This is a genomic window from Paenibacillus sp. GQ49, from assembly GCF_059759055.1.
Genome location: NZ_JCAXEL010000021.1, coordinates 1 through 25,801, shown reverse-complemented (window position 1 = coordinate 25,801; position 25,801 = coordinate 1). Strand labels below are relative to the sequence as shown.

The 25,801-nt window shown below is 43.5% G+C and carries 23 protein-coding genes and 6 tRNA genes; 4 read left to right on the top strand and 25 right to left on the bottom strand.

Annotation, left to right across the window (positions count from 1 at the left end):
• Positions 1-93 precede the first annotated feature (93 nt).
• Both AC6CIF_RS26210 and AC6CIF_RS26205 read right to left on the bottom strand, forming a co-directional pair.
• Positions 94-1,635, bottom strand: coding sequence for an ABC transporter substrate-binding protein (locus AC6CIF_RS26210; RefSeq protein WP_498202116.1), 1,542 nt, complete (start codon positions 1,633-1,635; stop codon positions 94-96).
• 115 nt (positions 1,636-1,750) lie between these two features.
• Positions 1,751-3,340 carry a response regulator transcription factor gene (locus AC6CIF_RS26205; protein WP_498202115.1) on the bottom strand — a complete coding sequence of 530 codons (1,590 nt, stop codon included), beginning with the start codon at positions 3,338-3,340 and terminating at the stop codon, positions 1,751-1,753.
• 96 nt (positions 3,341-3,436) lie between these two features.
• Here AC6CIF_RS26205 and AC6CIF_RS26200 point away from each other — a divergent pair, with 96 nt between their 5' ends.
• A complete protein-coding gene (locus AC6CIF_RS26200; protein WP_498202114.1) occupies positions 3,437-5,125 on the top strand; it encodes a sensor histidine kinase in 1,689 nt (562 codons plus the stop codon).
• 127 nt (positions 5,126-5,252) lie between these two features.
• Here AC6CIF_RS26200 and AC6CIF_RS26195 read toward each other — a convergent pair whose 3' ends face one another.
• A complete protein-coding gene (locus tag AC6CIF_RS26195) occupies positions 5,253-5,801 on the bottom strand; it encodes a PadR family transcriptional regulator (protein ID WP_498202113.1) in 549 nt (182 codons plus the stop codon).
• A gap of 274 nt (positions 5,802-6,075) precedes the next feature.
• On the opposite strand from AC6CIF_RS26195, the gene AC6CIF_RS26190 reads away from it, so the two are divergent.
• Positions 6,076-7,359, top strand: coding sequence for a cytochrome P450 (locus AC6CIF_RS26190; protein WP_498202112.1), 1,284 nt, complete (start codon positions 6,076-6,078; stop codon positions 7,357-7,359).
• 769 nt (positions 7,360-8,128) lie between these two features.
• Here AC6CIF_RS26190 and AC6CIF_RS26185 read toward each other — a convergent pair.
• The gene (locus AC6CIF_RS26185) at positions 8,129-8,920 is read right to left on the bottom strand and encodes a TrmH family RNA methyltransferase (protein WP_498202111.1); all 792 of its coding nucleotides are present in this window, start codon (positions 8,918-8,920) and stop codon (positions 8,129-8,131) included.
• A gap of 26 nt (positions 8,921-8,946) precedes the next feature.
• Positions 8,947-9,648 (bottom strand): potassium channel family protein, encoded by a 702-nt coding sequence (locus AC6CIF_RS26180; RefSeq protein WP_498202168.1) that lies wholly within the window; start codon positions 9,646-9,648, stop codon positions 8,947-8,949.
• A 128-nt stretch (positions 9,649-9,776) separates the two neighbouring features.
• Here AC6CIF_RS26180 and sspI point away from each other — a divergent pair, with 128 nt between their 5' ends.
• Positions 9,777-10,010 (top strand): small acid-soluble spore protein SspI, encoded by a 234-nt coding sequence (gene sspI, locus AC6CIF_RS26175; RefSeq protein ID WP_017692323.1) that lies wholly within the window; start codon positions 9,777-9,779, stop codon positions 10,008-10,010.
• Positions 10,011-10,244: 234 nt separating this feature from the next.
• Here sspI and AC6CIF_RS26170 read toward each other — a convergent pair whose 3' ends face one another.
• From AC6CIF_RS26170 to AC6CIF_RS26115, 12 genes are all read right to left on the bottom strand, one after another.
• Positions 10,245-11,828, bottom strand: coding sequence for a peptide chain release factor 3 (locus tag AC6CIF_RS26170; RefSeq protein ID WP_047841330.1), 1,584 nt, complete (start codon positions 11,826-11,828; stop codon positions 10,245-10,247).
• Between the two features lie 351 nt (positions 11,829-12,179).
• Positions 12,180-12,578 (bottom strand): DoxX family protein, encoded by a 399-nt coding sequence (locus tag AC6CIF_RS26165; RefSeq protein WP_026081473.1) that lies wholly within the window; start codon positions 12,576-12,578, stop codon positions 12,180-12,182.
• Positions 12,579-12,952: 374 nt separating this feature from the next.
• The gene (gene zwf, locus AC6CIF_RS26160; protein ID WP_076210929.1) at positions 12,953-14,503 is read right to left on the bottom strand and encodes a glucose-6-phosphate dehydrogenase; all 1,551 of its coding nucleotides are present in this window, start codon (positions 14,501-14,503) and stop codon (positions 12,953-12,955) included.
• 215 nt (positions 14,504-14,718) lie between these two features.
• A complete protein-coding gene (locus tag AC6CIF_RS26155; RefSeq protein WP_498202110.1) occupies positions 14,719-15,471 on the bottom strand; it encodes a YwmB family TATA-box binding protein in 753 nt (250 codons plus the stop codon).
• A 203-nt stretch (positions 15,472-15,674) separates the two neighbouring features.
• Positions 15,675-16,343 (bottom strand): response regulator transcription factor, encoded by a 669-nt coding sequence (locus AC6CIF_RS26150; protein WP_091020933.1) that lies wholly within the window; start codon positions 16,341-16,343, stop codon positions 15,675-15,677.
• Positions 16,285-17,400, bottom strand: a complete 1,116-nt coding sequence (locus tag AC6CIF_RS26145) for a sensor histidine kinase (protein ID WP_076210925.1) — start codon at positions 17,398-17,400, stop codon at positions 16,285-16,287. Before AC6CIF_RS26145 ends, AC6CIF_RS26150 begins: the two co-directional genes overlap by 59 nt.
• A gap of 31 nt (positions 17,401-17,431) precedes the next feature.
• Entirely contained in the window at positions 17,432-18,079 is a 648-nt protein-coding gene (gene liaF, locus AC6CIF_RS26140) for a cell wall-active antibiotics response protein LiaF (RefSeq protein ID WP_091020935.1), read from the bottom strand.
• A 150-nt stretch (positions 18,080-18,229) separates the two neighbouring features.
• The gene (locus AC6CIF_RS26135) at positions 18,230-18,937 is read right to left on the bottom strand and encodes a PspA/IM30 family protein (RefSeq protein ID WP_017692315.1); all 708 of its coding nucleotides are present in this window, start codon (positions 18,935-18,937) and stop codon (positions 18,230-18,232) included.
• 1 nt (position 18,938) lies between these two features.
• The gene (locus AC6CIF_RS26130; protein ID WP_091037976.1) at positions 18,939-19,448 is read right to left on the bottom strand and encodes a PspC domain-containing protein; all 510 of its coding nucleotides are present in this window, start codon (positions 19,446-19,448) and stop codon (positions 18,939-18,941) included.
• A gap of 17 nt (positions 19,449-19,465) precedes the next feature.
• Entirely contained in the window at positions 19,466-19,699 is a 234-nt protein-coding gene (locus AC6CIF_RS26125; protein ID WP_017692313.1) for a PspC domain-containing protein, read from the bottom strand.
• Positions 19,700-19,704: 5 nt separating this feature from the next.
• Positions 19,705-20,376: a PspA/IM30 family protein gene (locus AC6CIF_RS26120; RefSeq protein WP_017692312.1), complete on the bottom strand. Its 672-nt coding sequence runs from the start codon at positions 20,374-20,376 to the stop codon at positions 19,705-19,707.
• Between the two features lie 35 nt (positions 20,377-20,411).
• The gene (locus tag AC6CIF_RS26115; RefSeq protein WP_017692311.1) at positions 20,412-20,720 is read right to left on the bottom strand and encodes a LiaF transmembrane domain-containing protein; all 309 of its coding nucleotides are present in this window, start codon (positions 20,718-20,720) and stop codon (positions 20,412-20,414) included.
• 557 nt (positions 20,721-21,277) lie between these two features.
• On the opposite strand from AC6CIF_RS26115, the gene AC6CIF_RS26110 reads away from it, so the two are divergent.
• Positions 21,278-23,668 (top strand): helix-turn-helix domain-containing protein, encoded by a 2,391-nt coding sequence (locus AC6CIF_RS26110; RefSeq protein WP_498202109.1) that lies wholly within the window; start codon positions 21,278-21,280, stop codon positions 23,666-23,668.
• Positions 23,669-24,173: 505 nt separating this feature from the next.
• Here AC6CIF_RS26110 and AC6CIF_RS26105 read toward each other — a convergent pair.
• From AC6CIF_RS26105 to AC6CIF_RS26070, 8 genes are all read right to left on the bottom strand, one after another.
• Positions 24,174-24,848, bottom strand: coding sequence for a class I SAM-dependent methyltransferase (locus tag AC6CIF_RS26105; protein ID WP_498202108.1), 675 nt, complete (start codon positions 24,846-24,848; stop codon positions 24,174-24,176).
• A gap of 27 nt (positions 24,849-24,875) precedes the next feature.
• Positions 24,876-25,100: a hypothetical protein gene (locus AC6CIF_RS26100; protein ID WP_498202107.1), complete on the bottom strand. Its 225-nt coding sequence runs from the start codon at positions 25,098-25,100 to the stop codon at positions 24,876-24,878.
• 183 nt (positions 25,101-25,283) lie between these two features.
• Positions 25,284-25,362, bottom strand: a tRNA-Leu gene (locus AC6CIF_RS26095).
• 6 nt (positions 25,363-25,368) lie between these two features.
• Positions 25,369-25,442, bottom strand: a tRNA-Cys gene (locus tag AC6CIF_RS26090).
• A 6-nt stretch (positions 25,443-25,448) separates the two neighbouring features.
• Positions 25,449-25,523 (bottom strand) — tRNA-Gly (locus tag AC6CIF_RS26085).
• A 4-nt stretch (positions 25,524-25,527) separates the two neighbouring features.
• Positions 25,528-25,602, bottom strand: a tRNA-Gln gene (locus tag AC6CIF_RS26080).
• A 22-nt stretch (positions 25,603-25,624) separates the two neighbouring features.
• Positions 25,625-25,697: transfer RNA gene (locus tag AC6CIF_RS26075), tRNA-His, on the bottom strand.
• Between the two features lie 29 nt (positions 25,698-25,726).
• A tRNA-Trp gene (locus AC6CIF_RS26070) sits at positions 25,727-25,800 on the bottom strand.
• Position 25,801: the final 1 nt, after the last annotated feature.

The window sequence follows — 25,801 nt, the reverse complement described above, 5'->3', positions numbered from 1 at the left end:
TTTGCGGGAACAGAAAAGAGCTGCCCCACCTGCATTAAACACTACAGGAAGACAGCTCTATGCCTCTTCATTTTAGGTAGGGATTATTCCCCTTTACTTACCGTTCTCAGCGAGCCAGGCGTCTAATTGACGCTGTTTTTCGTCAATAACTTTTTGCAGGCCTGCAGAATAAAGACTGTCGTTAAATTTCTTTATCAACTCATCCGGATCTACAGAACCATTGCCGATCACCTTCGAAAATTGTTCAGAGACCGCATCCAATGCCGCGATTTCTGTTCTTACAGGTGTCGGATCGAATAGAAAGCCATACGCTGGAGATTTCAAGGTATTGTCATTCCATTCTTTCAGCTTTATCTTGAAATCTTCAGGGCTAAATCCACTCGCTTCTACAAATGTTGCACTGAGCGGTTTTTTATCATAAACGCCGAACAATTGCCAGTTGTTCTGATTGTAATTCGCATTTTTGGTTTCGTCCACGGTCCCATCTCCGTTAAGCTCGTAATGTTCACCTTCTATGCCAAATTGTAACAACGTGGATAGCTCTGCGCTGGAATTCAGCAGGTTAAGAAGTTGAATTGCTTTATCAGGTCGTTTACTGGACGATGCTACTGCCCAAAGGAACAGCTGCGAGTCAGTGGTAGTAAGAACAGGCGGATGCAAAGTTACAGTTTTTTGCTCGATTGGTTTCGAAAGACCGCCAGTAAATCCCACAGAACTAGCCGCCGTTGCAAAAACCTTTCCATTGAACAGCAAAGTGCTGCCATCGTCTTGCGAGGTACTTACGTCCTTGGAAATGTATCCTTTCTGGTACCATTCCCGAACTTTTTTCACTGTATTGATCCATTGCTCCGACTCGTACTCATTTATGATCTTCATACCACTGTCATCCATAAGCCCGCCATATTGATTGCCAAATCCATCGAAATAAACTAAGTTATTCGTAATATTGCCTGAGCTTACTTCTGGCGCAATCATGTTCATGTCGGGTTCGCCTTCTTGAATTTTCGCAAAAATCGGGTCCATGTCAGCGATCGATTTGATCGAGGTAATATCGATGTTGTACTTATCCAGGATGCTTTTGTTCATATTGAAGCCAATTGTATTTTTTTGTTCCATTTTTTGAGGAATAGCAAATTGTTTCCCGCTAAATTGGCCGGCACCAAGTAGGTCGCCAAGTGTTTCTTTCAGTGCTGGTCCCCACTTCTCAAGCTCCTCATCAATCGGACGAATCATTTTATTGTTAGCAAAAGGAGCGAGATATTGGTTGCCCGGCATAAGCATCAAAAGATCTGCTTTCTCTCCGCTTGAAGCTTTGAGAGCGTAGGCATTCGCCATGTTGTATAAGCTAACGCCTTCGAGATCGACTTTCGCATTAATCTCTTTTAAGGTAACCTCATTTAACTTCTCTTCAATTTTCGGAAGGTCTGGTTGCTCTTGCCCCAGAACCGCATAGTTAACTTTGATCGTATACGGTTCTTCATTAAAATCAATTTTCCCGGATAATTCACTATCACTTCCGTTTGAAGCGCTTCCATTATTGGGAGCCGATGTTTTCCCGTTGTTACTGCTACTGCACCCGACTAAAGACACCGCTAGTAATGCAGCCAATAACACTGGAGTGATTTTCTTTTTCATTTAAGTTCCCCCTTATAGTGGCAAAATCTCTTTCCAATCTTGTCTTTATTATAGAAAACAGGTGGCAGTTAACGTTATACATGATCCGACTTAATGGATTCCGAATTCCGACTAATTACTGTGTGACGTTACTAATTTTGAACTTCTGGGGAGACATTCCCGTCTCTTTGGTAAAGATGCGATTGAAACTTGAATAATTATAATAACCGACCAGCATGGCAATTTCACCAATACTTTTGTCCGTATGAATGAGGAGTTCTTTGGCTACTTCCATTTTTTTATTAATCATATATTTACTAATGGATACGCCAACTTCTCTTTTGAATATTCTTGTTAAGTAATCTGCATTCAGATGAACATTGTTAGCAATATGCTCCATCGAAAGCTCCTCCGATAAATGAAGATGAATATAATCCTTCGTTCTATCGACTGGATTAACCCAGTTTGTGTTCATCTTATCAAAGTTCTGCATACGATCCATGGCGTAAGTCACCCAATGAAGGAGGGCTTCCAACGACTCTGAAGCTTCACCTAATATTTGGTTTGATAGCTCATCACCAAACAGTTCGTTCACAAAAATATTTCGGCCTCTGGCAAATTCAAAAATCAAAAAGTGAAATTCCATCGTAAATTTTTTAAGAAAACCACGTGTGATTCTCTGACCATGAGATAATAATTGTTCCCTTATTTCATTCGAAATCTGGACATATCTGCCTTGTAGCATCCAATCTCTCCATCGATTGATAAGTGTATCGGTGAGTATAAAGCCATTTAGGTCGCGTACTTGATATAGAAAGAATATATCCGACTCATGAATCATATTGTTAAAATCCATCTCTTGCAGTGACTCAATAATAGCCGGCATTTCGTAAATATTGTTTATTTCTCCTATATAACAACAGATGATTTCTTTAATATGCCCTTTTACCATATCAGTTAATTTGCGGCAAGATGCGTCAATCTTTTTAAATAGATACTGTTCCTCTAGACTCGCTTCCATATTCAGCATAACCAGAATTGACGTATCCGTGAAAGGAATGACTTCTTTTTCAGTTTCCGGAATAACGAGAAATTCATCCGTTATGTTTCTCAATGCATACTGCAGTAACTTCTGATCTTCCTTCGTAACTTGTTCAGTCCATTTCTTGGTAACAATTAAGATGGGAAGGTAGAAATTCTCGAGATTAATATCAAGTCGTTTCTGGCGCAAGTAATTCGTCAAGCTGTCTTTATTGGGTGCAATATCCCCGAGAAAAAAATCCTTCCAAAAATGTTTAATTACTGATTTCTTGTTTTGAATCCAAGAGTTGCTATTCTCTTTTAAAATTCTCTCCATTCGGATTTTCTTTATTGTATTTTCAAGAACAACCGTCACTCTAAGGAAGTCCAACGGCTTCAGAATGTAATCTACACTGCCCAGTTGCAGGGCATTTTGCAAAAACTGAAAATCAGCATGGCATGTCATAAAAACGCATTTTACATGCGGATGGTGCTCATTAACCCATTTCAACAGTTCCAAGCCTGAACCCATTGGCATTTCAATATCGCTAAGTAAAATGTCAATTGGACATTCGCTGAATCTATGAATCGCTTCTTGTAAACTGGCAGCTACATAAATATTCTGGACCCCTACCTTGTCCCACTGAATTCCATTTCTCACAGCTTCAATCGCACTTATTTCGTCATCTACGATTAACACATTCATGTCTGTATCCTCCTGCTGCCGTTTTGACATCCATTCATCTAAGAGTATAATCATAATAGCCCGTTCGGGTTAAATTTTACAATATGGAGCTTGGTTATGAAACGACTTCGACACAAAGGATTTTACAACTCAATATTCATAAAGTTATTAGGAATATTCGCTATTTTAATTCCTGTGATTGCGATGTTTATCTACACCAACTATCAAGCCCGTTCTACGCTGGTTAAGCAGGTCGAGAACACCCACCAGAATATGCTGCAGTCCTATTGGATTCAAATAGACAACGAGCTCAATAATGCGGTAACTTTTGCTGTCAATACTGCCTGGTTCGAAAGTGATCTTCAACTCACGTTAAGCAACGACGAATCCGATTCAGAATTAGCCAAGCAAAGAATATCCTTGAATCTCTCTAAGCAAATTCTTTATGGCACTAACCTAGTCGACACTCTTTTTGTCTATACCGATAATGCTTATATATCAGCCAGCTCCAGCCAGAATCCGGAAGAGCGGAACGCCGTTAAATCCTACGTTATGCAAGCCGCAGCATCTTTGCAGACAAGTGACTTATCCTTAAAAACAGACTGGAAATTCATAAAGATCTATAATCACTCTAGTATGATTCACTTTAGCAAAGGTGACAATGGCGTGCTAACCGGAGTTTACGTTAATCTAGACAGATCTTTAAACTATTATTCGAAAAATAATCCGAATTTCATCTTATATCTTATACCGAATAAGGACTTACAACGTGCAATTTCTGATATCCCTAAGAACAACCTGATTATTACAGCCCCTTCTTCTTCGGCTCCAATCTCGTTCGTGGAAGTTATACCTGAAGACATCATTTTGAAGGCCCTTCCTTTTATGCAAAAGTATACGCTAGCGATTTCGATAATTGTAGCAGCGTTGCTTCCGTTCCTGTTCTTCCTAGTAAGATTGACTGTGGTTCAACCGCTCCAAAAGCTGAACAAAGCGATGAAACATATTCAACGTGGAGACCTGCAGTATCGGATCTCACCTTACCGGGTATCAAATGAGATTGCTATTGTAAATCAGACCTTTAATAAGATGATGGATGAAGTTCAGCATTTAAAAATAAGCGTATACGAAGAGGAAATCAAGCTTCAGAAGTCTCTCCTTCGAAGTCTCCAAATGCAAATACAACCTCATTTTATTATTAATTCACTGAATATGGTTTACAATCTGCTTGAGAACAAAGATTCACAGACGGCCAAAAAGCTTATTGTTCATTCCGTTGATTTCTATCGGTACATGATCAAAGTAGATAACGATTTTGTCCCGCTTCATGAAGAAATCAAACACGTTGACACATATCTTCAAATTCAATCCATTCGTTACATGGATAAATTCACCTATTCTCTTAATATCAACAGCATGATAGCAGATATGCTTGTTCCCCCTATGCTTATTCAAAACTTTGTAGAAAATTCAATCAAGTATTCTGTGCAATCTAGTAAGTGCATTCATATAGCGGTGAATGTGGACTCCTTCGAAATCGACTTCTATCCGTTTGCCAAAATCATCATTTCCGATACAGGAAACGGTTACCCTATAAACCAACTGGAGCTATTAAATCAGGGTAAAATTATTGCCGGCAGAGACGACGAGCATATTGGTATCCGAAACACCGTGCAACGTCTTTCCTTATTATACGAAGGAAAGGCCCATTGGAGATTTTATAACGATAACGGTGCCGTAAGTGAGTTGATGCTCCCCGCTCTTTTCCCAGAGCTTGCGGAGCCCAGAGAGGGAGACGAAGAATAAGCCATTCCGAGGAATGACTTATTCTTTGAGGTAAAACAATTAGAGCATTCTATTTCTTGGGAAACGGTAAGGAGCCTCGGCTTGTTCCGGTGAGCGCAGACAAGCCAAGGACCCAGCATACCGTTCATCATGTGCTTTTTAATACTCTACTCTGAACATGATCCAACAGTTTCCTAAGCCAGAGCATATCATTATGAATTGAGTGGTAGGCATGATCTCTCATCAATAACAGTGCATCTTTTAAGTCCTCTTGCGCATCAATCTCATCAGGCCTATGAAGATCGATATATTCAAGCTTCCTATTTAACTTTTCAATGATATCCATAATTAAATAAGCGAGCTTCTGATTATCCACCTTATCCAGATGTACCAATGCAGCGTATAAGGACTCCACGTTCGTAAACTTCTGGAACACCTTGTATATACTCTCTTCCAGAAATATTCGTCCTTTCTTAGTAATTCCATATGTTGTTTTGTCTGGTCTATTTTCCGATTGTATTGTTTCTACCTTATCAATCAGACCCTTCTTCAGTAATACTTCAAAATTATAATATATGGTGCCTTCGGTAATCTTAGCATCCGTTTGATCCAGATGTTTGCCAATTCGTTTCTTAATATCATAGGGATAATAATTACCTTCACTAAGTGCACCAAGTATAAATATTTGAATCGACATTATGAACCCCCCCTTCTATGTATGGCTTCTATGTAGTGCTTACCCACATGAGTTCTATTTTATATCATAACGGGTTGATGTACAGACTCTGTATCTTTGGGATTGTACTATCCCCACATAAAGATGGTCAACATTACAATTCAATGAAAAACGATTATAGATATGTCTGCCTTGACTCCACTATCCTTTAGTATGTTCTCCTACTCTACTACCTTAAACTCAAACAATAATCACAATACTTGAATTAAAGTACTTTTATTTGTTATATTTGTCAATGAGACCAACCAAGGAGGCGAAACGAGTGACGAAGAGTTCTATTATTTCTCTGTCCGAAATCACGAATTTCCAATCAAAAGAAGAAGAATTCAGTCCCTACCGTTGGTATCGAAGAATGCTGGATCAGGAACCTGTCATCTACAATGAAGAGACCGATTCCTGGCATGTATTCAAGTATGATCTGGTAAAAACCGTGCTTAATGATCATGAGCACTTCTCCAGTGTGAGAAAAAGATCTATTTCTAACGTGGGATATTCAAGTAGTGAAGAAGAAGGTACGGATAGCGAGCATCATATACCGGACAAGCTAGATATACACAATGTAGATCCCCCGGAACATCGCAAGCGGCGATCCTTACTTGCAAGTGCATTTACGCCAAGAAGTCTGAAGCTTTGGGAACCGAGAATTGAAGCCGTGGCCGAAGAGTTGATCAGAGAATTTGAACATCAATCGGAAGTGGATATTATCAAAGCATACACTAGTATGTTTCCTATCATTATCATGTCTGATCTACTTGGCATTCCATCAAATGATCATCATCTATTCAAGGGCTGGGTGGATACCATGTTTATGCCCTCTACCGATGCCACCTTTGATCAAATTAACCAATTAAAAAAAATTGCTGGTGAAGAATATTTTAAGTACTTATACCCTTTCGTCGTGTCCAAGCGATCTAATCTGGGAGAAGACATCATATCAGACTTAATCCAGGTTGAGCACGATGGCGAACACTTTACAGATGAAGAGATTGTACGTACCACCATGTTCATTTTGGGAGCTGGCATCGAAACGACTAGTAATTTGCTAGCCAACTCTTTCTATGCCCTTTTATATGATCAACCGGAATTGTATGTCGAACTCAGGGATAACCTTGAGCTTGTTCCTGCTGCGGTAGAAGAAATGCTGAGATATCGCTTTCACATCAGTAAAATGGACCGCATGGTCAAAGAGGATAACGATCTGCTTGGAGTTAAGATGAAAAAAGGAGACGCCATCGTAGCTTGGATGAGTGCAGCCAATATGGATGAGAATATGTTCGAAGATCCGTTCAAACTTAATATTCATCGCCCAAACAATAACAAACAACTTGCATTTGGTTTTGGTACGCACTTCTGTCTGGGAGCACCATTGGCACGCTTGGAGAGCAAAATTGTACTGACTACATTTTTAAAAACTTTCAACAAAATTGAGCCAGTGGATGGATTCATACTAGAAGATAATCTTACTCTTTCTGCCGCAGGACAATCTTTAATAAGCCTACCTTTAAAGTTGTATAAGTAAATATAATTCACATATGTGCTACTTATGGCAGATAAGGTTCATTACTCATTAATAAATTTAATAAATACATGTAAAGAACGAACAGTCCCCGAAGAATTATTACTATTCATGGGGACTGTTCGAGTTAGTTATTAAGTTTGTTATCAGCAGGAAGTTTATCTTACTAAATCATATAAAAAAACAGGAGATTTTTTTGTACAAATACAAGAAATATTTAATTAGACGATTAACAGAACTTGAGAATAGATTTATCCTTTATCCCCGTCCTGACAGGGTTTCCAGGTATTTATGTTGTCTCAATTGATGATATAAACCACATCGGACAGGAATAATTTATTTGTTAAACATCCTGTAGAAAACTAAAAATAACTGTCCCAAAAACGCTGAGAAAAAGCCCTGAAAACTGGAAAGAAACTGGTTCAATTGTGAACGAAAACGACTAATAATTCATGTCCCTGAAGGGGTAGAGAGATGCCTGAGAAAAGCAAGGATCGGCATTAAATACGCCTGGGTAAGAGCCTGGGAAATGCCTGAGTAAAAGCTTGAATCAACTGCTTTCAATCCCCAAAAGCCTTGATTTGCCTGGGTTTCTGCTTGATTACCTATTCGGGATTTGGATGAGGAATCCCTGCTGTGGTGGTTTAATGGAAGAGAAAAAGACTGGAGAAATGGTTGGGGCAATCATCAACCAGGCTCCAGTCTTTGGTGGTTTGGGGACAGTTAATTTTAGTTAGAGACGTTAAAAATAAAATTGGACAGGAATTATTAGTTAGTTAAACATCCGCTGTCTCATCGCCTCAAACAGCAAAATCGTTGCTGCCATTGCCGCGTTAAGTGACTCTGCCTGTCCCTGCATCGGGATCGTAATCGCATCATCTACCAAGCGTGCTGTAGCGTCCGAGATACCCTTGCCTTCGTTACCAATGACAAGCCATACCGACTGCGTAAAATCATAACTATAACATGAATGCTCTGCCTGCAAAGAAGTACTGACCAGCTTCACGCCCGCAGCCTTCGCTTCGGGAAGCAAGGATTCCAACTGGCCCTCCACAATGGGCAGATGAAACAATGACCCCATCGTCGAACGAATCGTCTTTGGGTTATATACATCTGCACAGCCAGCGCCAAGTACGACCCCAGCTGCTCCAGCTGCGTCAGCACTACGGATGATCGTCCCCACATTACCCGGGTCTTGCACTCCGTCCAGCACCACGACAAGCCCGCGCGCTCCTGCGATCAGGCTTTCCAGTGGCTCACTGCCTTTACGCACAATTGCGAATACAGGCTGTGGTGTCATCGTATCCGTGCATTTGGCGATAACCGCTGGAGATACACTAACCCACTCCACACGCTGTAGCGGATTCTCAAACCCGGCGAGGTCAATAGGTACGCCTTGCTCTCCATCGTACACAATGCACTCCAGATCTGCTCCGGCGCGCAACGCTTCCTGTACCAGATGAATGCCCTCAATGATATATTTATGTTGACGGGTACGATGCTTTTTCTCCAGCAACTGTGCCCATTCTTTTACACGTGTATTTTGCGGTGATACAATATCCATCTTTCCATCCTTCCCATCTGCATCCATCACTTCGGATACGCAAGCTCCATTTTCGTCAAATGATCCTTGTGACCCACAATGATCAGCACATCTCCAGCTTCGATCCGGTCCTCCGCATACGGCGAGATGTTCATCGAATTCCCACTGCGGATCGCCATTACGTTACACCCGAAACGTGCACGGATGTCCAATTCCAGCAGATTCTTGCCGATCATTTGCTCGGAAGCTCTCATCTCCAGAATGCTGTAATCTTCAGACAACTCGATGTAATCAAGTATATTGGGCGAGGTCAGATGGTGGGCTACACGTAGTCCCATATCCCGCTCTGGATAGATCACCTTGTCTGCACCAATTTTTTGCAGCACTTTACCATGAAGCTCATTTTGAGCTTTTACGATCAGAACCGGTACTCCCATATCTTTCAATATCAGGGTTGTCAGAATACTCGCCTGAATATCTTCACCAATCGCCACAACGACAACGTCGAAATTCCGTATGCCCAGCGCACGAAGCGCTTCTTCATCTGTTGAATCCGCCGATACCGCATGGGTTACCACATTGGACATTTCCTGAGTCCGCTGCTCGTCCGCATCAATTGCCAGCACGTCGAATCCCATGCCGCTCAGTCCACTGGCAACACTTGATCCGAATCTTCCCATCCCAATTACGGCATACTGTTTCTTCGCCATTAGGTTCTTAACCTCCCGCTGCACTTCAGCATGATGCATCATTCCGGATACCCATGCCAACGTAAATAATCCTTCGTAGTATACCACAAAGCAGGATAAACTTGAATGCGCTCACGCTTCCCAGGGAACAGTATTAGAGCAGCCGAATATACGAGGAGGGAATTGCGATGCCCATTACATTAAGCCTGCGTGAAGCGATTGTTCATAAAGTTCATGACAAAAGTGATGATCAGCTCCGGGAGATGATTGAAGGTTCAGTAGATGGACCGGAAGCTGCATTACCTGGACTTGGCGCCATTTTCGAGATGATCTGGAAGAACACAGAACCTGCCAAACAGGAAGAACTGATTCAAATCGCGCAGGAGCATCTGCACACCATTCCCGTCCAACCGCTTAGCTAATCGAAGCAGTTGAGGGTAAGGTAACCATCATTACGTTTGTTCTGTCTGCAAAAGAAAGCTTTCCCTTATTCGGCTGGATCATACCCGCCTCTAAGTAAGGTGTATAGCAAAAGCAATAGATCCCTCCGCCAATCGGCGGAGGGATCTTATTTATAACAAGCTCTATCTCATCACATGAGCTTGTCACGTTCAACTAATCTTTTAACAACTCCCACGAAATACTTCTGTCTTCACTTAAGGCGCAGTCTCCAGGAATTGAGCTGTAGGATTTTTATCCATAGCCGTTCTCATTGCGTACTCATTTTCGAAGAGCACCACATAATTACCTTTTTTATCTTTTACAAGCGCAGAGTTAATCCGGAATTTGCTTGGGTCCAGATTCTCGTCCACAATCCAGCGAGCGAACTGATAAGGCATGCGCTGCAATTGCACGTCTACCCCATACTCACCTTTCATCCGGTATTCAAATACCTCGAACTGAAGTTGACCAATGACGCCGAGGATTGTCTCGTCGAAACTTGCCGTCTGGAACACCTGAATGGTTCCTTCCTCCGTCAACTGATCAATTCCTTTTTGGTACTGTTTATGTTTCAATGCATTTTTCACGGTAACTTTGGCGAAAATCTCTGGGGAGAACGTTGGCAACTCCTCAAAAACAATCTCGCTGCCTTGGCTCAGTGAATCACCAATCCGGAAGATACCTGGATCGAACAAACCGATAATATCGCCAGCATATGCCTCTTCGACAATATCCCGGTCTTGTGCCAAGAATTGCTGTGGCTGTGACAGCTTGATTTCTTTGCCCACACGAGTATGCTTCACACTCATTCCACGTTGGAACTTGCCTGATACAATTCGCAGGAACGCAATACGATCTCGGTGTGCCGGGTTCATGTTTGCCTGAATCTTGAACACATAACCGCTGAATTTCTCATTCGTTGGCTGAATCTCTCCTGCCGTACTGCGACGTGGTTCAGGCTTCGGTGCCAGTTCCAGGAAGTTCTCCAGGAAAGTCTGTACGCCGAAATTGTTGATCGCACTACCGAAGAAAATAGGTGTCAATTCGCCGCGTTGAACTTTCTCCATGTCGAATTGGTCGCCCGCAATATCCAGCAACTCCAGATCCTGACACAATTGATCATGCAGGTATTCTCCAGCCATCTCACGGATAATCGGATCTTTGTAGCCATCTACCTTTTGTACTTTGATCGTCGAGTGATCGTCCCCTTGGAACAATTCCACCTGATTTTTCATCCGGTCATAGACACCGCACAGCTCGCGACCTGTACCAATAGGCCAGTTCATCGGAACCGAACGAATACCCAGTACATTTTCAAGTTCTTCCATCAGGTCAAATGGGCTTTTACCCTCACGGTCGAGTTTGTTGATAAACGTAAAGATTGGAATGCCACGCTTCGCACATACCTGGAACAACTTGATCGTTTGTGCCTCGACACCTTTTGCCACGTCAATCAACATCACCGCGCTATCGGCAGCAGTCAGTGTACGATACGTATCTTCACTGAAGTCCTGGTGACCCGGTGTATCCAAAATGTTGACGCGATGATCCAGATAATCAAATTGCATTACGGAAGAGGTAACCGAGATCCCCCGTTGTTTCTCAATTTCCATCCAGTCACTTGTTGCGTGTTTGCTGGCTTTCCGAGCTTTTACCGTTCCCGCAAGGCGAATCGCGCCCCCGAACAGCAACAGTTTCTCGGTCAATGTAGTTTTACCCGCATCCGGGTGAGAGATAATGGCAAACGTCCGGCGTTTGTCCACTTCCTGTTGAAGAATTTCATTTGCAGCTTTGCTCATAGGTTTAATCCCTTTCGTCCGTTCATTCACGTTAATCCGGCATGGCCGGTCCATCATTCAATCTTTATGCAATCCGGCGAGGCCGGTTGATTGTACACGAGTTTTTACGTACTAGGTATTTACACACTAGATTAATTTTACACATTTACAATGGAGTTCATCCTCCTCAAATCTGTGCTTTCATGTATACCGTGAACTGCTTCTTAACCCAACTCTCCTATTGTACCATAATCTGTACCGAAAATAACCGATTACTACCGCAGATTCTTCTCTTTTCACTTGCAAAAAAAAGCACCCTTCAGCCATTTCCATGGCATCCAGGCACTCCTCATTCATTTTTATTTATCGGTTTTAGAAAATCAATGCATCCAGCGCGTATTGTCCGCCACCTGTCAGGGCCAGCGCTACACCAATCACCAGAATCGCGAGATTATATTCGAATCCATTCTGTGTGGACCAGTAACCGTTCGCACCATGGACTTTCACAATCGCAATAACCATCGTCAATGCAATCAGAATGCCGCCTACCGGTGTGAGCAGACCCAGAGCCAGCAACAGTCCACCACCAAACTCAGCGAGTCCAGCCAGTAACGCCACCAATGCACCAGGCTTCATGCCCATCGACTCAAACCAGCCGCCTGTACCCTTGATCCCGTAACCTCCGAACCAACCAAACAGCTTTTGAGCCCCGTGCGCCATGAACGACAATCCAATCACCAAACGAATCAACAACAACCCTAAGTCCAACATCATTTTCTTTTTCCTCCATTCAATATATACAAAATAGTATTCTTAGATTAAAGATATTATGCATACTTTTTTCATGATTCTCTGTGACGCAAACCCCTTCAACTGGTTTACATTTTATCTCATGAATGATAACTTATCCGAAATGTTTGCCCGAATGAAGTTTGTCATTTGCGTAACTCTTTAACTCATGTGTTGAGTATAAGTTACATACTTACTTTTTGTCAACAACTTAATTTAATTTACTTGTTTCCTTATGATGGGTACCTGCCTTTTCCCCACTAAAAAGCCTGGGTACACCGCAAAATTTGCGATTTCCCCAGGCTCAGTCATGTTGTGTATGTTGTTAATACTGATGTTAATGCCTTTACCCTACCCTAACCATTCACTTGCCAGATCACGCTGTCCTCGTCCTGACCATTCACCGGCCACCAGTGGAATCCGTCCTGCTCCAGCAGTTTATCTGTCGCTTCTGGCCCCCATGTTCCAGCAGGGTACGTATGAAGCTCTCCCTGATTCTGTCCCCAGGCTGCTGCGATCCGATCCACAAAGGACCAGGCTGTTGCCACTTCATCCCAACGGGTGAAGTACGTAGAATCCCCCTCAGCGGCATCGTGCAGCAGACGTTCATATGCTTCAGGCGAGTTAATTCCAATCATGCAGCTCTGACAGAAATCCATTGCAAGTGGCTGAATCTCGGAATCCGAGCCTGGTTTCTTGGCATTAATTTTGATATATATGCCTTCCATCGGATTCACCCGAATGACTAGCAGATTCGGTTCCAATTTATACTTTTTCCCAAGGTACACGTTGTTTGGCATCGACTTGAACTCAACTACGATCTCGGTTGTTTTCACCGGGAGACGCTTGCCTGTCCGAATGTAGAATGGTACACCCGCCCAACGGAAATTATCCACGAATACACGTGCTGCAAAATAAGTTTCCGTATTCGACTGCGGATCAACCTTGTCTTCCTGGCGATACCCCGGAAGCTGCTTGCCACGGTACTCCCCTTCGGCATATTGCCCCCGCACAACGTTGTTGCTCACTTCCTCATCCGAGGTGAACGCCCGTAGAGAGCGTAATACCTTCACCTTTTCATCCCGAATGTCTTCCGGGAATAGGCGACTCGGCGGTTCCATCGCAATCATCGTCAGCATCTGAAGCATATGATTCTGCCCCATATCACGCAGTGCACCAGAGTGATCATAATAACCGCCACGTTCTTCCACGCCTACTGTTTCACCCAGCGTAATCTGAACGTTGGCAATATGTTTGTTGTTCCAGAGCGGTTCGAAAAAAGCATTCCCGAAGCGAATCACTTCAATATTTTGCACCATTTCCTTGCCCAGATAATGATCAATCCGATAGATTTCCTCTTCACGGAATACCTCACGAATCTGCTCATTCAGATGTTCGGCCGATTGCAGATCATAACCAAATGGTTTTTCGATCACCAAACGGTTCCACCCCTGACTTTCCAACATACCACCGTCCCGCAAACTGTAAGAGACACTGCCAAACAGCTCAGGTGCCAGTGCCAGATAGAACAGCCGATTCCCCGGCGTATTAAACTTTGATTCCAGATGCTCCGTCTGCGCACGCAGCTCTTTGAATCCTTCCACATTATTGATATCCAGTGCTTTGTATTCAAAATGCTCGACAAAAGTGTTCCACTCATCAGGTTCGCCCGCTGCATAACGGCAGAACTCCTTAATGGATTCATAGATGTCTTCCCGGAATTCTTCTGGGGACCTCGGACGACGTGCTACGCCAATAACCGCAAAGTCTTCGGCAAGCTTGCCTTCGCGGTAAAGACTGTAGATAGCCGGAAACAGCTTCCGGCGGGCCAAATCACCCGTTGCTCCAAAAATGAAAAATACTGCGCCTGGTGTCTGTACTTCATCTTGCAATTGTTTTTCAACCATGGGCTCCTCTTTCTTCCGGGAAGATAACCTTCACGCTCTCCCCGAGCTATGTAATGGTGTTATATATGCACGACATACAACTGTCAATTACCAGCAAGTTCCTTCTTGGATGTGATGCCATTTTAGCATATCAACTGAATGGATGCACTATTTCAAACTCATTTTTCTGATAAAGATTCTCAATATTGGGTCCAAATTCATGAAAAATTCATCCCTTAATATTCAATCGTAATCACTGGAAACCCCACTGTAATTCGATTATCGACCTCGTCTCTAACCTGGTGAACTGCGAGTTGCATATTCAATATGTGCGAGCCACTCTTGATCGATAGGGGCAGCTCAGTTGCCTTATAAGAGACACTTGCAGTGCCTGCATCTGTATAACGTTCAACGGAGGCGATATCCACATTAGCAGACAAGTGTTTCTCCATCAGTGCCAACTGCTGACTCGCATCACGTTTAATAGCAGTAGTTGCCGTACCTTGCACAGACATATTCCAGGTTGCCTTCATCCCTGAGTCTACAAGCAGTTGATCCACCTGTTCATGTACTGTCATTAATGCCTTCCGATCCGTGTGTGCATCCCCTGAAAGTTGTACGATGGCGTAGTAGCCGTTATCTCCTGTCTCGACGACATTGACCAACATGCCTACGCCACTATTAGCTGTACCTACAGCCACCTCACTGCTGCGGTACACATTGTGACCCGTCTGACGTACCTGCATCGGTGGTTCAAGCCCTAAGCGACTAGCCAGTAATACGGCCTGCGCTTGTGCATCTCCCTTACCTTCTCCTTGCCATTTAATAACTAGACGATCCACATTATCAATCACGCTGTCAGCCGTATAGATTAACTGTTCCAGTTGGGCAGCTTTGGATTCGTTTTTCTCCGCGTATACCTGTGTCACACCAATAAGAATTATGATTGCTATTGCCAATATACCTGCTGTCATCCAACGATTTAACATTCGAATCCCCCGCTTCTTTCTTGCATTCTATGAATCTATCAACAGCATGCCCCTTTCGCATATTTGCTATACTTCTTCTGCACACAACAAAAAAGCCCCACCCGCCACATGCATGGCAGATCGGAGCTTTCCATTCTCTATAACTTCCGCACATTAATGCACGGTTCTTTGGCTTGATTATGTTATTGCATATAGTTCTGTTATTACTCTGCAAGTCCATTTTTATAAGCATAGATCGCGGCCTGTGTACGGTCGTCAACGCCCAATTTTGCCAGTAGATTTGTAACATGGAATTTAACTGTCTTGATACCAATGATCAGATCATCAGCGATGTCCTGATTTGATTTACCTTTGGCGAGCAACCGGAGCACATCCATTTCACGGTCTGTTAATTCATCGTGCAAAGGAGCTGCTGCCTGTGGCTGCCGGAAGCGATTCATCATTTTCGAAGCCACCTGTGACTCCAGAACGGATTGCCCGCGAGCGGCTGCGCGAATCGCATCTGCCACTTCATTGGCTCTTGATGTTTTCAACAGATAACTGAATGCGCCTGCTTCAATGACAGGATACATTTTTTCATCATCCAGGTAACTGGTCAATACGATGACTTTGCATTCCGGATACATTTTAAGTACCTGACGAGTAGCCTCAATGCCGTCCATGCCTTCCATAACCAGGTCCATCAGAACAACATCAGGCTTATATTCCTGTGCGAGCCGAATGCCTTCCTCTCCACTACCTGCTTCACCAACAACTTCAATTCCATCTTCGGTATCCAGTACCGCTGCAAGACCAATACGTACCATCTCATGATCATCCACGAGCAATACTTTGATCGACGTTTCCGTCTCCGTTTCGACTTCCGGTTCCATTGACATGTTCTTCCTCGCTTTCATCGTTCATCAAAGGTATCGTAATCTCAATCCGCGTTCCCTTACCAGGCGCTGTTACAAATTGTATGGCCCCGCCAATCTCCGTAACACGTTCACGCATGTTAGCCAGACCGTAAGAAGCTTGTTTATTCTCATCCAAATCAAAGCCTTGCCCATCATCACGAATCAATACCCGGATCGCGTCAGTACGGCGCTGGATCCGTATCTCCATTTTTTCCGCTTTTGCATGCCGTAACGTATTGGACATAGCCTCCTGAACGATCCGGAACAGATGATTCTCGATGCCTTTGATCAGATCAATGTCTTCGTCCATTTCGAGCACAATGTCCATGGGTACTTTTGTTTTCAGTTCCATTACCAGATCTCGCAGACCTTGTTCGAGATGTTTACCCTCCAGATAGACTGGACGCAGATGTAACAGTAACGCACGCATCTCAGACTGGGCTACCGAAGCCATCTCCTCAATCAAAGCCACCTGCCTCTGAGCACGTTCAAAATCCTTCTCCATCTTCCGTCCAACGGCTGTTGCTGTCATGGATATCGCGAACAATTGCTGCGATACCGCATCATGCAGTTCCCGTGCCAAACGTTGCCGCTCTTCCACAATAGCCGTAATTCTGGCTTGTTCAGCAAGCTGTGCATTATGAGTAGACAATCGCTGGAGCGAAGATATCTGATCTTCCCACTTTTTGCCGATTCGTCCGAGTTGCTCACTTAAACGGCCCACATCATCATCGCCCAGATCAGGTACAGTGCGTGATAGAGAGCCCTTCTCCCACAGTAGAAGTGTTTCCCTCAGCAGTTCGAGCCGGCGTTTAACCCGGTAACTCTGATAGAACCCAAAAACAGCACCGATTCCAATCAGAAGCAGCAATAAGGCCAGACCCGATTGAATCAGATGACGCCAGCCTGCAAACGGAGCAAGATAACCATATGTATACAATACATACAAAATAACAGCGAGCACAATGAAAACCAGGAGGATCCCTTCACCCATACTTCGGGTTACCATGTCGGTATGTCGTTTTGTCTTCATCGGGGTCTCCTCCTTCTCTTCATCTATTTTACTACGGATTACTGATGCTTAGGTCGCCAACTATATAAGAAATGACAAATTTTGCTTTATGTTCACTGGATTCATATCCAGGCGTTCTCCATACTAATTTGTTCATCATGCCGCTATCTTGTTCTCCAAGAAGATTAATCCGGCCGAAAAGAACCGATGCTTCAATCTCCACACCATAATCTTCTGGTAGTGTAAGGCGAACATTACCCATAACTCCTTGCAGCAGCACAATTGTTTGTTTCTCCTCCGGAATCGAAAGAGATAGATCGGCGTTAACCTCACCTATGGCATGCCACAGACTCATACTACGTAACGTCCAGGATGATTGATCCCAGTAGTACCGAGCCATAAAATTCTGTTTCTTCATAACACCTTCGTCTAGATGAATCTTTTTGTTTTTTGAATAAAAGTAAGCTAAAGAAGCAAGTACAATCAAAAATACAATCATTAAATTATCCAGCAATAACAGTGCCGCACCAATGCCGAGATACCGATGACCTTTGCGGGTATCCCCATTGCGGACTTGAAGCATTCCAACCGTTAACAGAATCAGTGCGGCAGCGGTCAGGAAGTTAATATTGTCATTCAATAACATCATTGTGCCAATAATCATAATGACAACTGCAAGCCATTTACTCTTTTGATTCATCCCAGCCGCACCTCCTCTGTAAGTTAACCTCTCTTTATTCAACGGAAAAGCCATACCAGGCAATGAAGTCCTGTATGGCTTAACTTTTGTTCTACCAACCGTACATTATACACGATTTATAGAATATCATATTGTCCACTAAGCGAACAGTTATTCTTTTGAAGTTCCGTTCGCTTCATTCTTGGAACCATTGCCCATTTTATTTTTGAGGGCTTGTAATTGCTGATCCACTTTGAACTGTTTTTCCACATCTACAGGATTCGTGTACGTGGATGATGTGTTGCGATAAGGTGCACGAGCTACGTCAGCTTCAGCTTCCAGCTGCATGATTTTCTCTTCCATGCGGTGGAATCCAAGTGATGCGCCGCCACTTTCGATCGAATGCAAGCTGTTAATGGAAGACATTTGTTTCTTAGCTTTTGCCATTTGTGCACGGGATACAAGTTCATTACGTTTGTTACGCATTTTGTAGAACTCATCTTTCATATCATGCAACTGTTGCAACAGATCTTTTGCTTGTGCTTCGGACTGTGCATGCAGTTCGCTGTACTCCGTAATTTTTTGATCAAAGTAGATTTTCTCTTCCAACAACTTGCGTGCCACTTCTTCCTGACCGTTAGACAGAGCAGCTTCTGCTTGGGATTCACGTTGTACCGAAGTACGCTCTGCTTCATCCAAACGTTGTTTCATGCGACGCTCATTTGCCATTTGTTTGGCAACAGTTACCTCTGCCTCATGAATCTCTGCCTCCATATCACGCAAGTACTGGTTCAACATTACAATTGGGTCCTCTACTTTATCCAACATATCATTTACCGATGCTTTCGTCATATCCTTAATCCGTTTAAATACTCCCATTTTACTTTTCTCCCTTCTCGTAACGAGATAATTTTTGGCGAAGCTCTTCAACTTCTTTTTTCAGTGCTTTTTTCTCGATATCTTTCATCATGGAATCAAGTTCACTTTCTTGCGGTGCACCTGCTCCGTAAGCGTTGTTGTCATAAGAACGCGGACCAGATTGAGGTCTGCTGTTGTATCCAGGGCCGGGACCGAAGTTACCAGGACCTTGTTGGTTGTGATTATTTTGAAAAGGACCTCTTGGTGGCTGGTGATCATAGTTGTTGTATCCTCTGCCAGGACCAGGGCCTGGGCCCGGACCGTAGCCATATGGATCATAAGGCGGATACGGTTCTTTTGGTACCACCAGTGCTGCAATAAAGTATATTAACAACGACGTGCCGCCAGTTACGAAGATACTGATAACAAAGATGATACGCAGCAGGGTGGAATCCATTCCGATGGTTTCGGAAATTCCGCCGCACAAGCCGGTTAACATCCGGTCACGCGTTGAGCGGTATAATTTGCTCATGTGCTTGCTCCTTTCGTTTACTTGTATCCTCTTACGTTGGAATCATAAGCATATGGATCAACGTGATTGGATTCCTTGGGTACCACCAACGCAGCGATGAAGTAGATCAACAATGATGTACCTCCCGTAGCGAAAATACTGATGAAGAAAATGATACGTAGCAGCGTGGTACTCAATCCGAGATTTTCAGAAATGCCACCGATCAAACCTGTTAGCATTCGATTACGCGCCGAGCGGTATAATTTACTCATTGTGACTACTCCTTTCTGTCATTGTTCAATTTTTGTCTTAAGCGTTCCAGTTCCTTATCCAGCGTAGAGGATGACATGCTGCCAGTCACTCCTGAACCATCTTGATTCATTCGCCGGATATCGCGGAGACTCTGTGCTTCATATTCGAGATCAGAGACTTGATCATCCAGTCGGTTAAACATGCGGGGTACATTCTGACCGTTGTGATTGCCTCTCTGGTTCATACGTTGCTGTAACTGAATCGTCTGCATACGAGCGTAGTAATATTGGCGTTTGCTGTATACATTCTGATATTCAACCTTCAGCTGATCGATCTGTTCATCCAGCTCCTGTAATGCCGCATAACTTTGTGCATACAATTCATTGTACTGTTCCATTTTTTCCTCGTGGAGGATTTTCTCCTGCAAGGCCAGCTTAGCGAGATGTTCTTCCCCTGCTTTCAGAGCCATGGAAGCCTGTTCTTCCCGTTTGTTCACCATACCTGCTGCCTGATCGGCTTGTTGTTTCATTTGTCTGGTATGGCTTGCATATTGATGACGAAGTTTCTCGGCTTCACCGATGTCTTGGCGGGTCGAGACCAGGAACTGATCAATCAGTTTGACTGGATCCTGACTTTGCTCCAAATGTTCGTTCAGATTGGCTACGGTAATATCCCGCATTCGACGAAATACACTCATTATGTTCTGTCCCTCCTTTTCATAATCGTGAAAGCTTAGTACCGACCACGACGACTGCGGTTATTGCTTAGCATTGAGATACCAAAGATGATTAACCCGATCGCGATGATCGGTCCGATCAACCATGCCAGTTTACCCATCAGTGAGATGATACCGATGATGAGAACAATCCAGCCAAGCATCACATTCCCTCGTTTAACTCCGTAGTATCCCAGTGCAATCATCAGGACCGGAATCAGATAACCCATTAAGTGTCCAAGAAGTGGAGTTAACTTTCCGAAGAGGAGTAGTGCACCCAGCGCAATCAATACAATCGCCCAGCCATTTCCCTTATTTAATCTCATAATTGTTGTTCACCGCCCTTTCCATTCGTTCCTTTTAATGTGTTGAGTCATTTGTTCGTTTGTTTCTTGTTTTTTTGCTTCTTTGTTTCTTGTTTAACCTTATGTCCTTATTCTAGGGGATTCCGCGACTTTTCAAAACAGACCGTGGACGGTTTTTCATCCTAGACTCAGGTCGGGGATCTAGTTGGACCTTTGACTGTCCCTATATAAGACCAACGTTCCACCTAAGCTGAATAGCACTCCAGATACCTTCTATTCCCCGTATTCAGGCTCTACTTCACCCGATATCACCAGGTAGCAAGAATGATGTCCATGTCTCTATTTACGTGCACACTGCAATTTCGTTTCTCATGATTCCGTATTGGATAGTCATTCCAAGCCGTTTCTCTAACCTTTTCTGCAAAATCATCTATCAGCAATCCCTTATCTCTACTTCTATACTCTCTTGTAAAATTACTTATTTATCCAAATAAACAAAATTTAGATTGTTCTATATGTAAGCGTTTACTAAAATAGAAAGTGTTACTATTTCTAATGTCAGGGGTGGAACTGAAACTGTGCGACCAATCAGCTATCTCCATAAAATGATCATCTTTGGAATCCTGTTAAGCACCCTGCCCATTTTGTTAACGGGAATTGCCGCATTTATCTATTCATCAAACCAAACTGAGCTGCATCGTACACAGGCCAATAGACAGTTGCTGGAACAAATGCAATCCAACGTAGAGCACAAACTCGCTACAGTCAGTTATATGCTTGATCAGGCGGTTCGCTCTCCAGTAACCCTCCGTTCCCTGTCTGCTTCTTCTTCACTAGAAGGGAAAGGACCTTTGCTTGCCGACAAGCTGCAGAGCGAATTTCAGAATATGAGGTCATGGGAACCTTTGCTGGATATTACCCTGGTGAACCAATCTCAGAATTGGCTTATTGATCATGCCGGATTATATCGTAATACGGATTTTCCACTGGCTCTTCCCATGAAGGAATTGATATCGGACACGCTGACCTCTGGATGGCAGCTCTCCCCTTCATCGGTGTTCAGTAATGATGAGCGTTCACCCGGTACAGGCTGTATCTATCATATTGCCCTTGCGAGATCTATTCCGAATCTGAATACGTCTTCCGATACTGCCCTGATTGCGGGAATTCCTGCATGCTCTTTGCAAAATACACTAGGAGAAGCCTCCCTAGGCAATGCTGCCTCAGGACTGATCATTTTGAATCGGGAACAACGTATCTTGGTCCATCCCGATCCTGTATACATTGGACAACCGTTGTCTGCCATTGGATTACAGGATCGGGATACGGAAGCCAACATAACCAAACTATCACCCATTACATTTTCAACAGGCTTTGAAAAACGGGAAGTTAAGATCGCCGATACACATTATACTCTGACGTATAGCCCTTCTACCTTAAAAGGATGGACTTATGTTCTAATCTCACCTACCAATATTCTGACACAAGAATATATCGATATCGGATTACACACCTTGTATATCAGTATCTTCTTACTTTTACTTTCATTATTACTCGCCTGGCTCGGCTCCAAGCGAATGCATGTCCCGATTCGTAAACTTTTAACTCAACTTGGTGACAACCATCTGTCCAAAGAAGGAAACACAGTAGCTCAGCAATCACCACCATTTTCTGATGAGTTCGAACAGATCAGAGCAGGGGTCTCACAATTATCTGCCTCTCACTCCCAATTAGAGAACACAATTAATATGCATCTGTTGCAGATTCGCAATCATTTTATGATGAATCTGTTCCAGGATAAGATCCCTGTTCATACTCTTCATGACACCCTGCATGAATATGGCTACACACATCAGGTTCGGGAATGGCAACAAATTGCTGTTATTACACTACAGGCCGATCTTGTTAATCATACAAAATATAGAGCTAGTGATCGTGACCTCTTATTGTTCGCTATTCAAAATATATTGGAGGAAACGGTTGTGCATAACCAACAATTGCTTCCCATTGTGCTGGAACATACGGTAGCCACGGTGATTGGGACCGTTGAACAGGACCAGTTTATTTTTTCACAACAGCTATATGTATTAACAGACCAGTTACAACAACAGATTGATGAGATTCTAGCTCTTCAAGTCAGTATAGGATTCAGCCAGCCGCACAACTCTCTACATCACATCCCTCAAGCTTACACAGAAGCCATAGAAGCATTGAGGCATCGGATGAAGCTGGGAACAGGAATTATTTTTCAATATGAGAACATAGATCATTACGCTCCCACTTGGTCCATGGCCTACCCGGAATCATTGGAATATTCGTTGATCCAAGCTATTCAAAATGCGGACGAAGTCCAGGCCTCTGCTCTTCTGCAACAACTGCTTGAAGTAATCTTTGGTATGGAGGTTACACCCGAGGAGTATGAGGTAGCTCTTACGAGGCTGCTCACGCATATTTTGCAAATGACTCAGGAATCCGGCATACGACTCGGACAGATCTCCCAAGGTCGTGGCTCGATGTTTCATGAACTTCATAGTTTGCAGTACGCTGCTGAAGTTGAGGATTGGTTTAAATATCAAGTCATCTTGCCCGTCATCCAGGTTTTTAAAGCGAGACAGTACGCCCAGTATCAGCATATATCTGAGAAAATGATTGCCATGATTCATCAAGATTATGATAAGGATCTGACGCTTGAGGAATGTGCTATGAAGCTTCACTACAATGCAAACTACTTAAGTAGTGTTTTCCGCAAAGAGACAGGCTGTGCATTTAGTGAATATCTGACCAAGTACCGATTTAATATCGCTAAAAAATGGCTGGATGAAAGTGAACTAACCGTTAAAGATATCGCAGCACGACTTCGGTACAACAATCCGCAAAACTTTATCCGATCATTCCGTAAATGGGAAGGAATCACCCCCGGTCAGTATCGGGAGCGTAAGCAGAAAGCAGAAGTGTCGAACAGAAATTAGAAAAGGAGAACGATTGTAAGTCGTACTCCTTCAGCCAGCTCAGATATCTATCCATATGGCTCCCCGAACAGGGCTAGGGCTAGGGCTAGGGCTAGGACCTGTGACAACTCGATTAACCGTGAAGTGCTCTACCACTGAAATATCAGGGAATGAATATGCTTCAGAGATCATTCTCTGAAAACTATGTCTGTGTTTTGCTCTTCGTTGTCTCGATGTTTGAATAAGGTTGGCTTTAGCCCATGTGCAGTCTCATGAAGCAGCTTAACATCTTCAAGTAACCGAGGATTTTGTTTAGTATAGTCAACTAATTATTCACTTCAAAAAAAGAGGGAGCATATATCTGCTCCCTTCACTTACAATTTCACTTCTATAATCTTAACTTCATTTGTTTCAACCGTTTATCTTTTTGCGCAGCAATGTGATGCTTCCTAGCGTCATCTTAGATGTTAGACTTCATTGTCCGTCTCGATTCCTGATCCTCAGACACGTACGCAGCTTATACGATTTATCGCTTATCCTTAGTGCGAACTGTTTTCATATTTGGCTGCTCAAGTTGAATTAGAATTTTACCAAACCTTGCTCCGCGTGAGAAGGTCACTGTACTATCCTTGTATGTATCTCGGATATACTTCTCAGCCAATCTGAGGGAATCTTCATCCGATGGTAACTCATACGTATTAAGCCATTCTGGCAGCTTCTCGATAATCTCTTCCACCGGTACTTCAAATGAGTTAACTTCTCTCGTAATGATCATCGTATAAGAATAACCCTTCAAATACAGCAACTGCTGGATATACCCCATATCACCGGCCTTGTATGAAGAAGTTACACCCAGTACATCTTTAAGTTCATCCATTAGTGTGTGTTCCTTCTGTCCCGCCATAGTACTTATATACACATACTTCCGGGCACAGTTGATCGCCTGCTCAATCGTTTCCCAATCCGACATCGCCGGACACATGGATGCAAATGCAAAGTCATATTTCTTCTCCCAGCCTTTATCCTTAATGGAGATTTCTTCATATCGTTCGTTTACGATTTCGATTTTGGATTCCAGAGCTGGAGGTATCGTCTCTTTCATAAGGGAGACAAGCAACTCAGAAGGCTCAACTGCCGTCACACTTGCCCCCTTTTCCGCAAAAGGAATGGTAAATATGCCTGAGGCCGCTCCAATGTCCAAAATGGATAATCCTGAGAATTCCACACCCTAGTTTTCAATCCAGCCCATAATGCGTTCAGAACGCTGCTTTCCTTCTTCAGTGAACGACTGTGCATGATAATCCCTGGCCCATCGCTCAAAAGCTCCTTCTATATTAAAGGGGGCGCTTTTCTTCTTATATTTTGAACTTCTCGGACGATTCTTCCATGCCTCTTCCCATACAGAAAGATCAAATAACAGATCGGTATCCGATACATTTTTTCCATTAGTCACTCTACTTCACTCCTCCATATTAAAGACTTTACTTATCTACAATATACTCAATATAATCATACGTCAATCTTTATTATCGTCCATCTTCTCTTACTCTAGATTTTCTTACTGCACATAAATCGTTTCATATAAAATAAAAATAGCCCTACACATTGCATAAGCAACATGTAGGGCTATTCAATATACCGGCGAGAGGACTCGAACCTCCACGGTTTCCCACTCGATTTTGAGTCGAGCGCGTCTGCCATTCCGCCACGCCGGCATATGCTGGAGGCGCCACCCAGATTCGAACTGGGGATAAAGCTTTTGCAGAGCTGTGCCTTACCACTTGGCTATGGCGCCATATTTTGGAGCGGACGACGGGAATCGAACCCGCGACCCTCGCCTTGGCAAGGCGATGCTCTACCGCTGAGCCACGTCCGCATAATGGCTGGGGATATAGGATTTGAACCTATGCATGACGGAGTCAAAGTCCGTTGCCTTACCGCTTGGCTAATCCCCAATAAAAAATGAAAAAACAAAGGGGCGATCGAGGGGAATTGAACCCCCGAATGCCGGATCCACAAACCGGTGCGTTAACCACTTCGCCACGACCGCCATAAAAGGTTAATTTATAAAAAGTTAATTGGCAGGGGCAGCAGGAATTGAACCCACACCAACGGTTTTGGAGACCGTTGTTCTACCTTTAAACTATGCCCCTA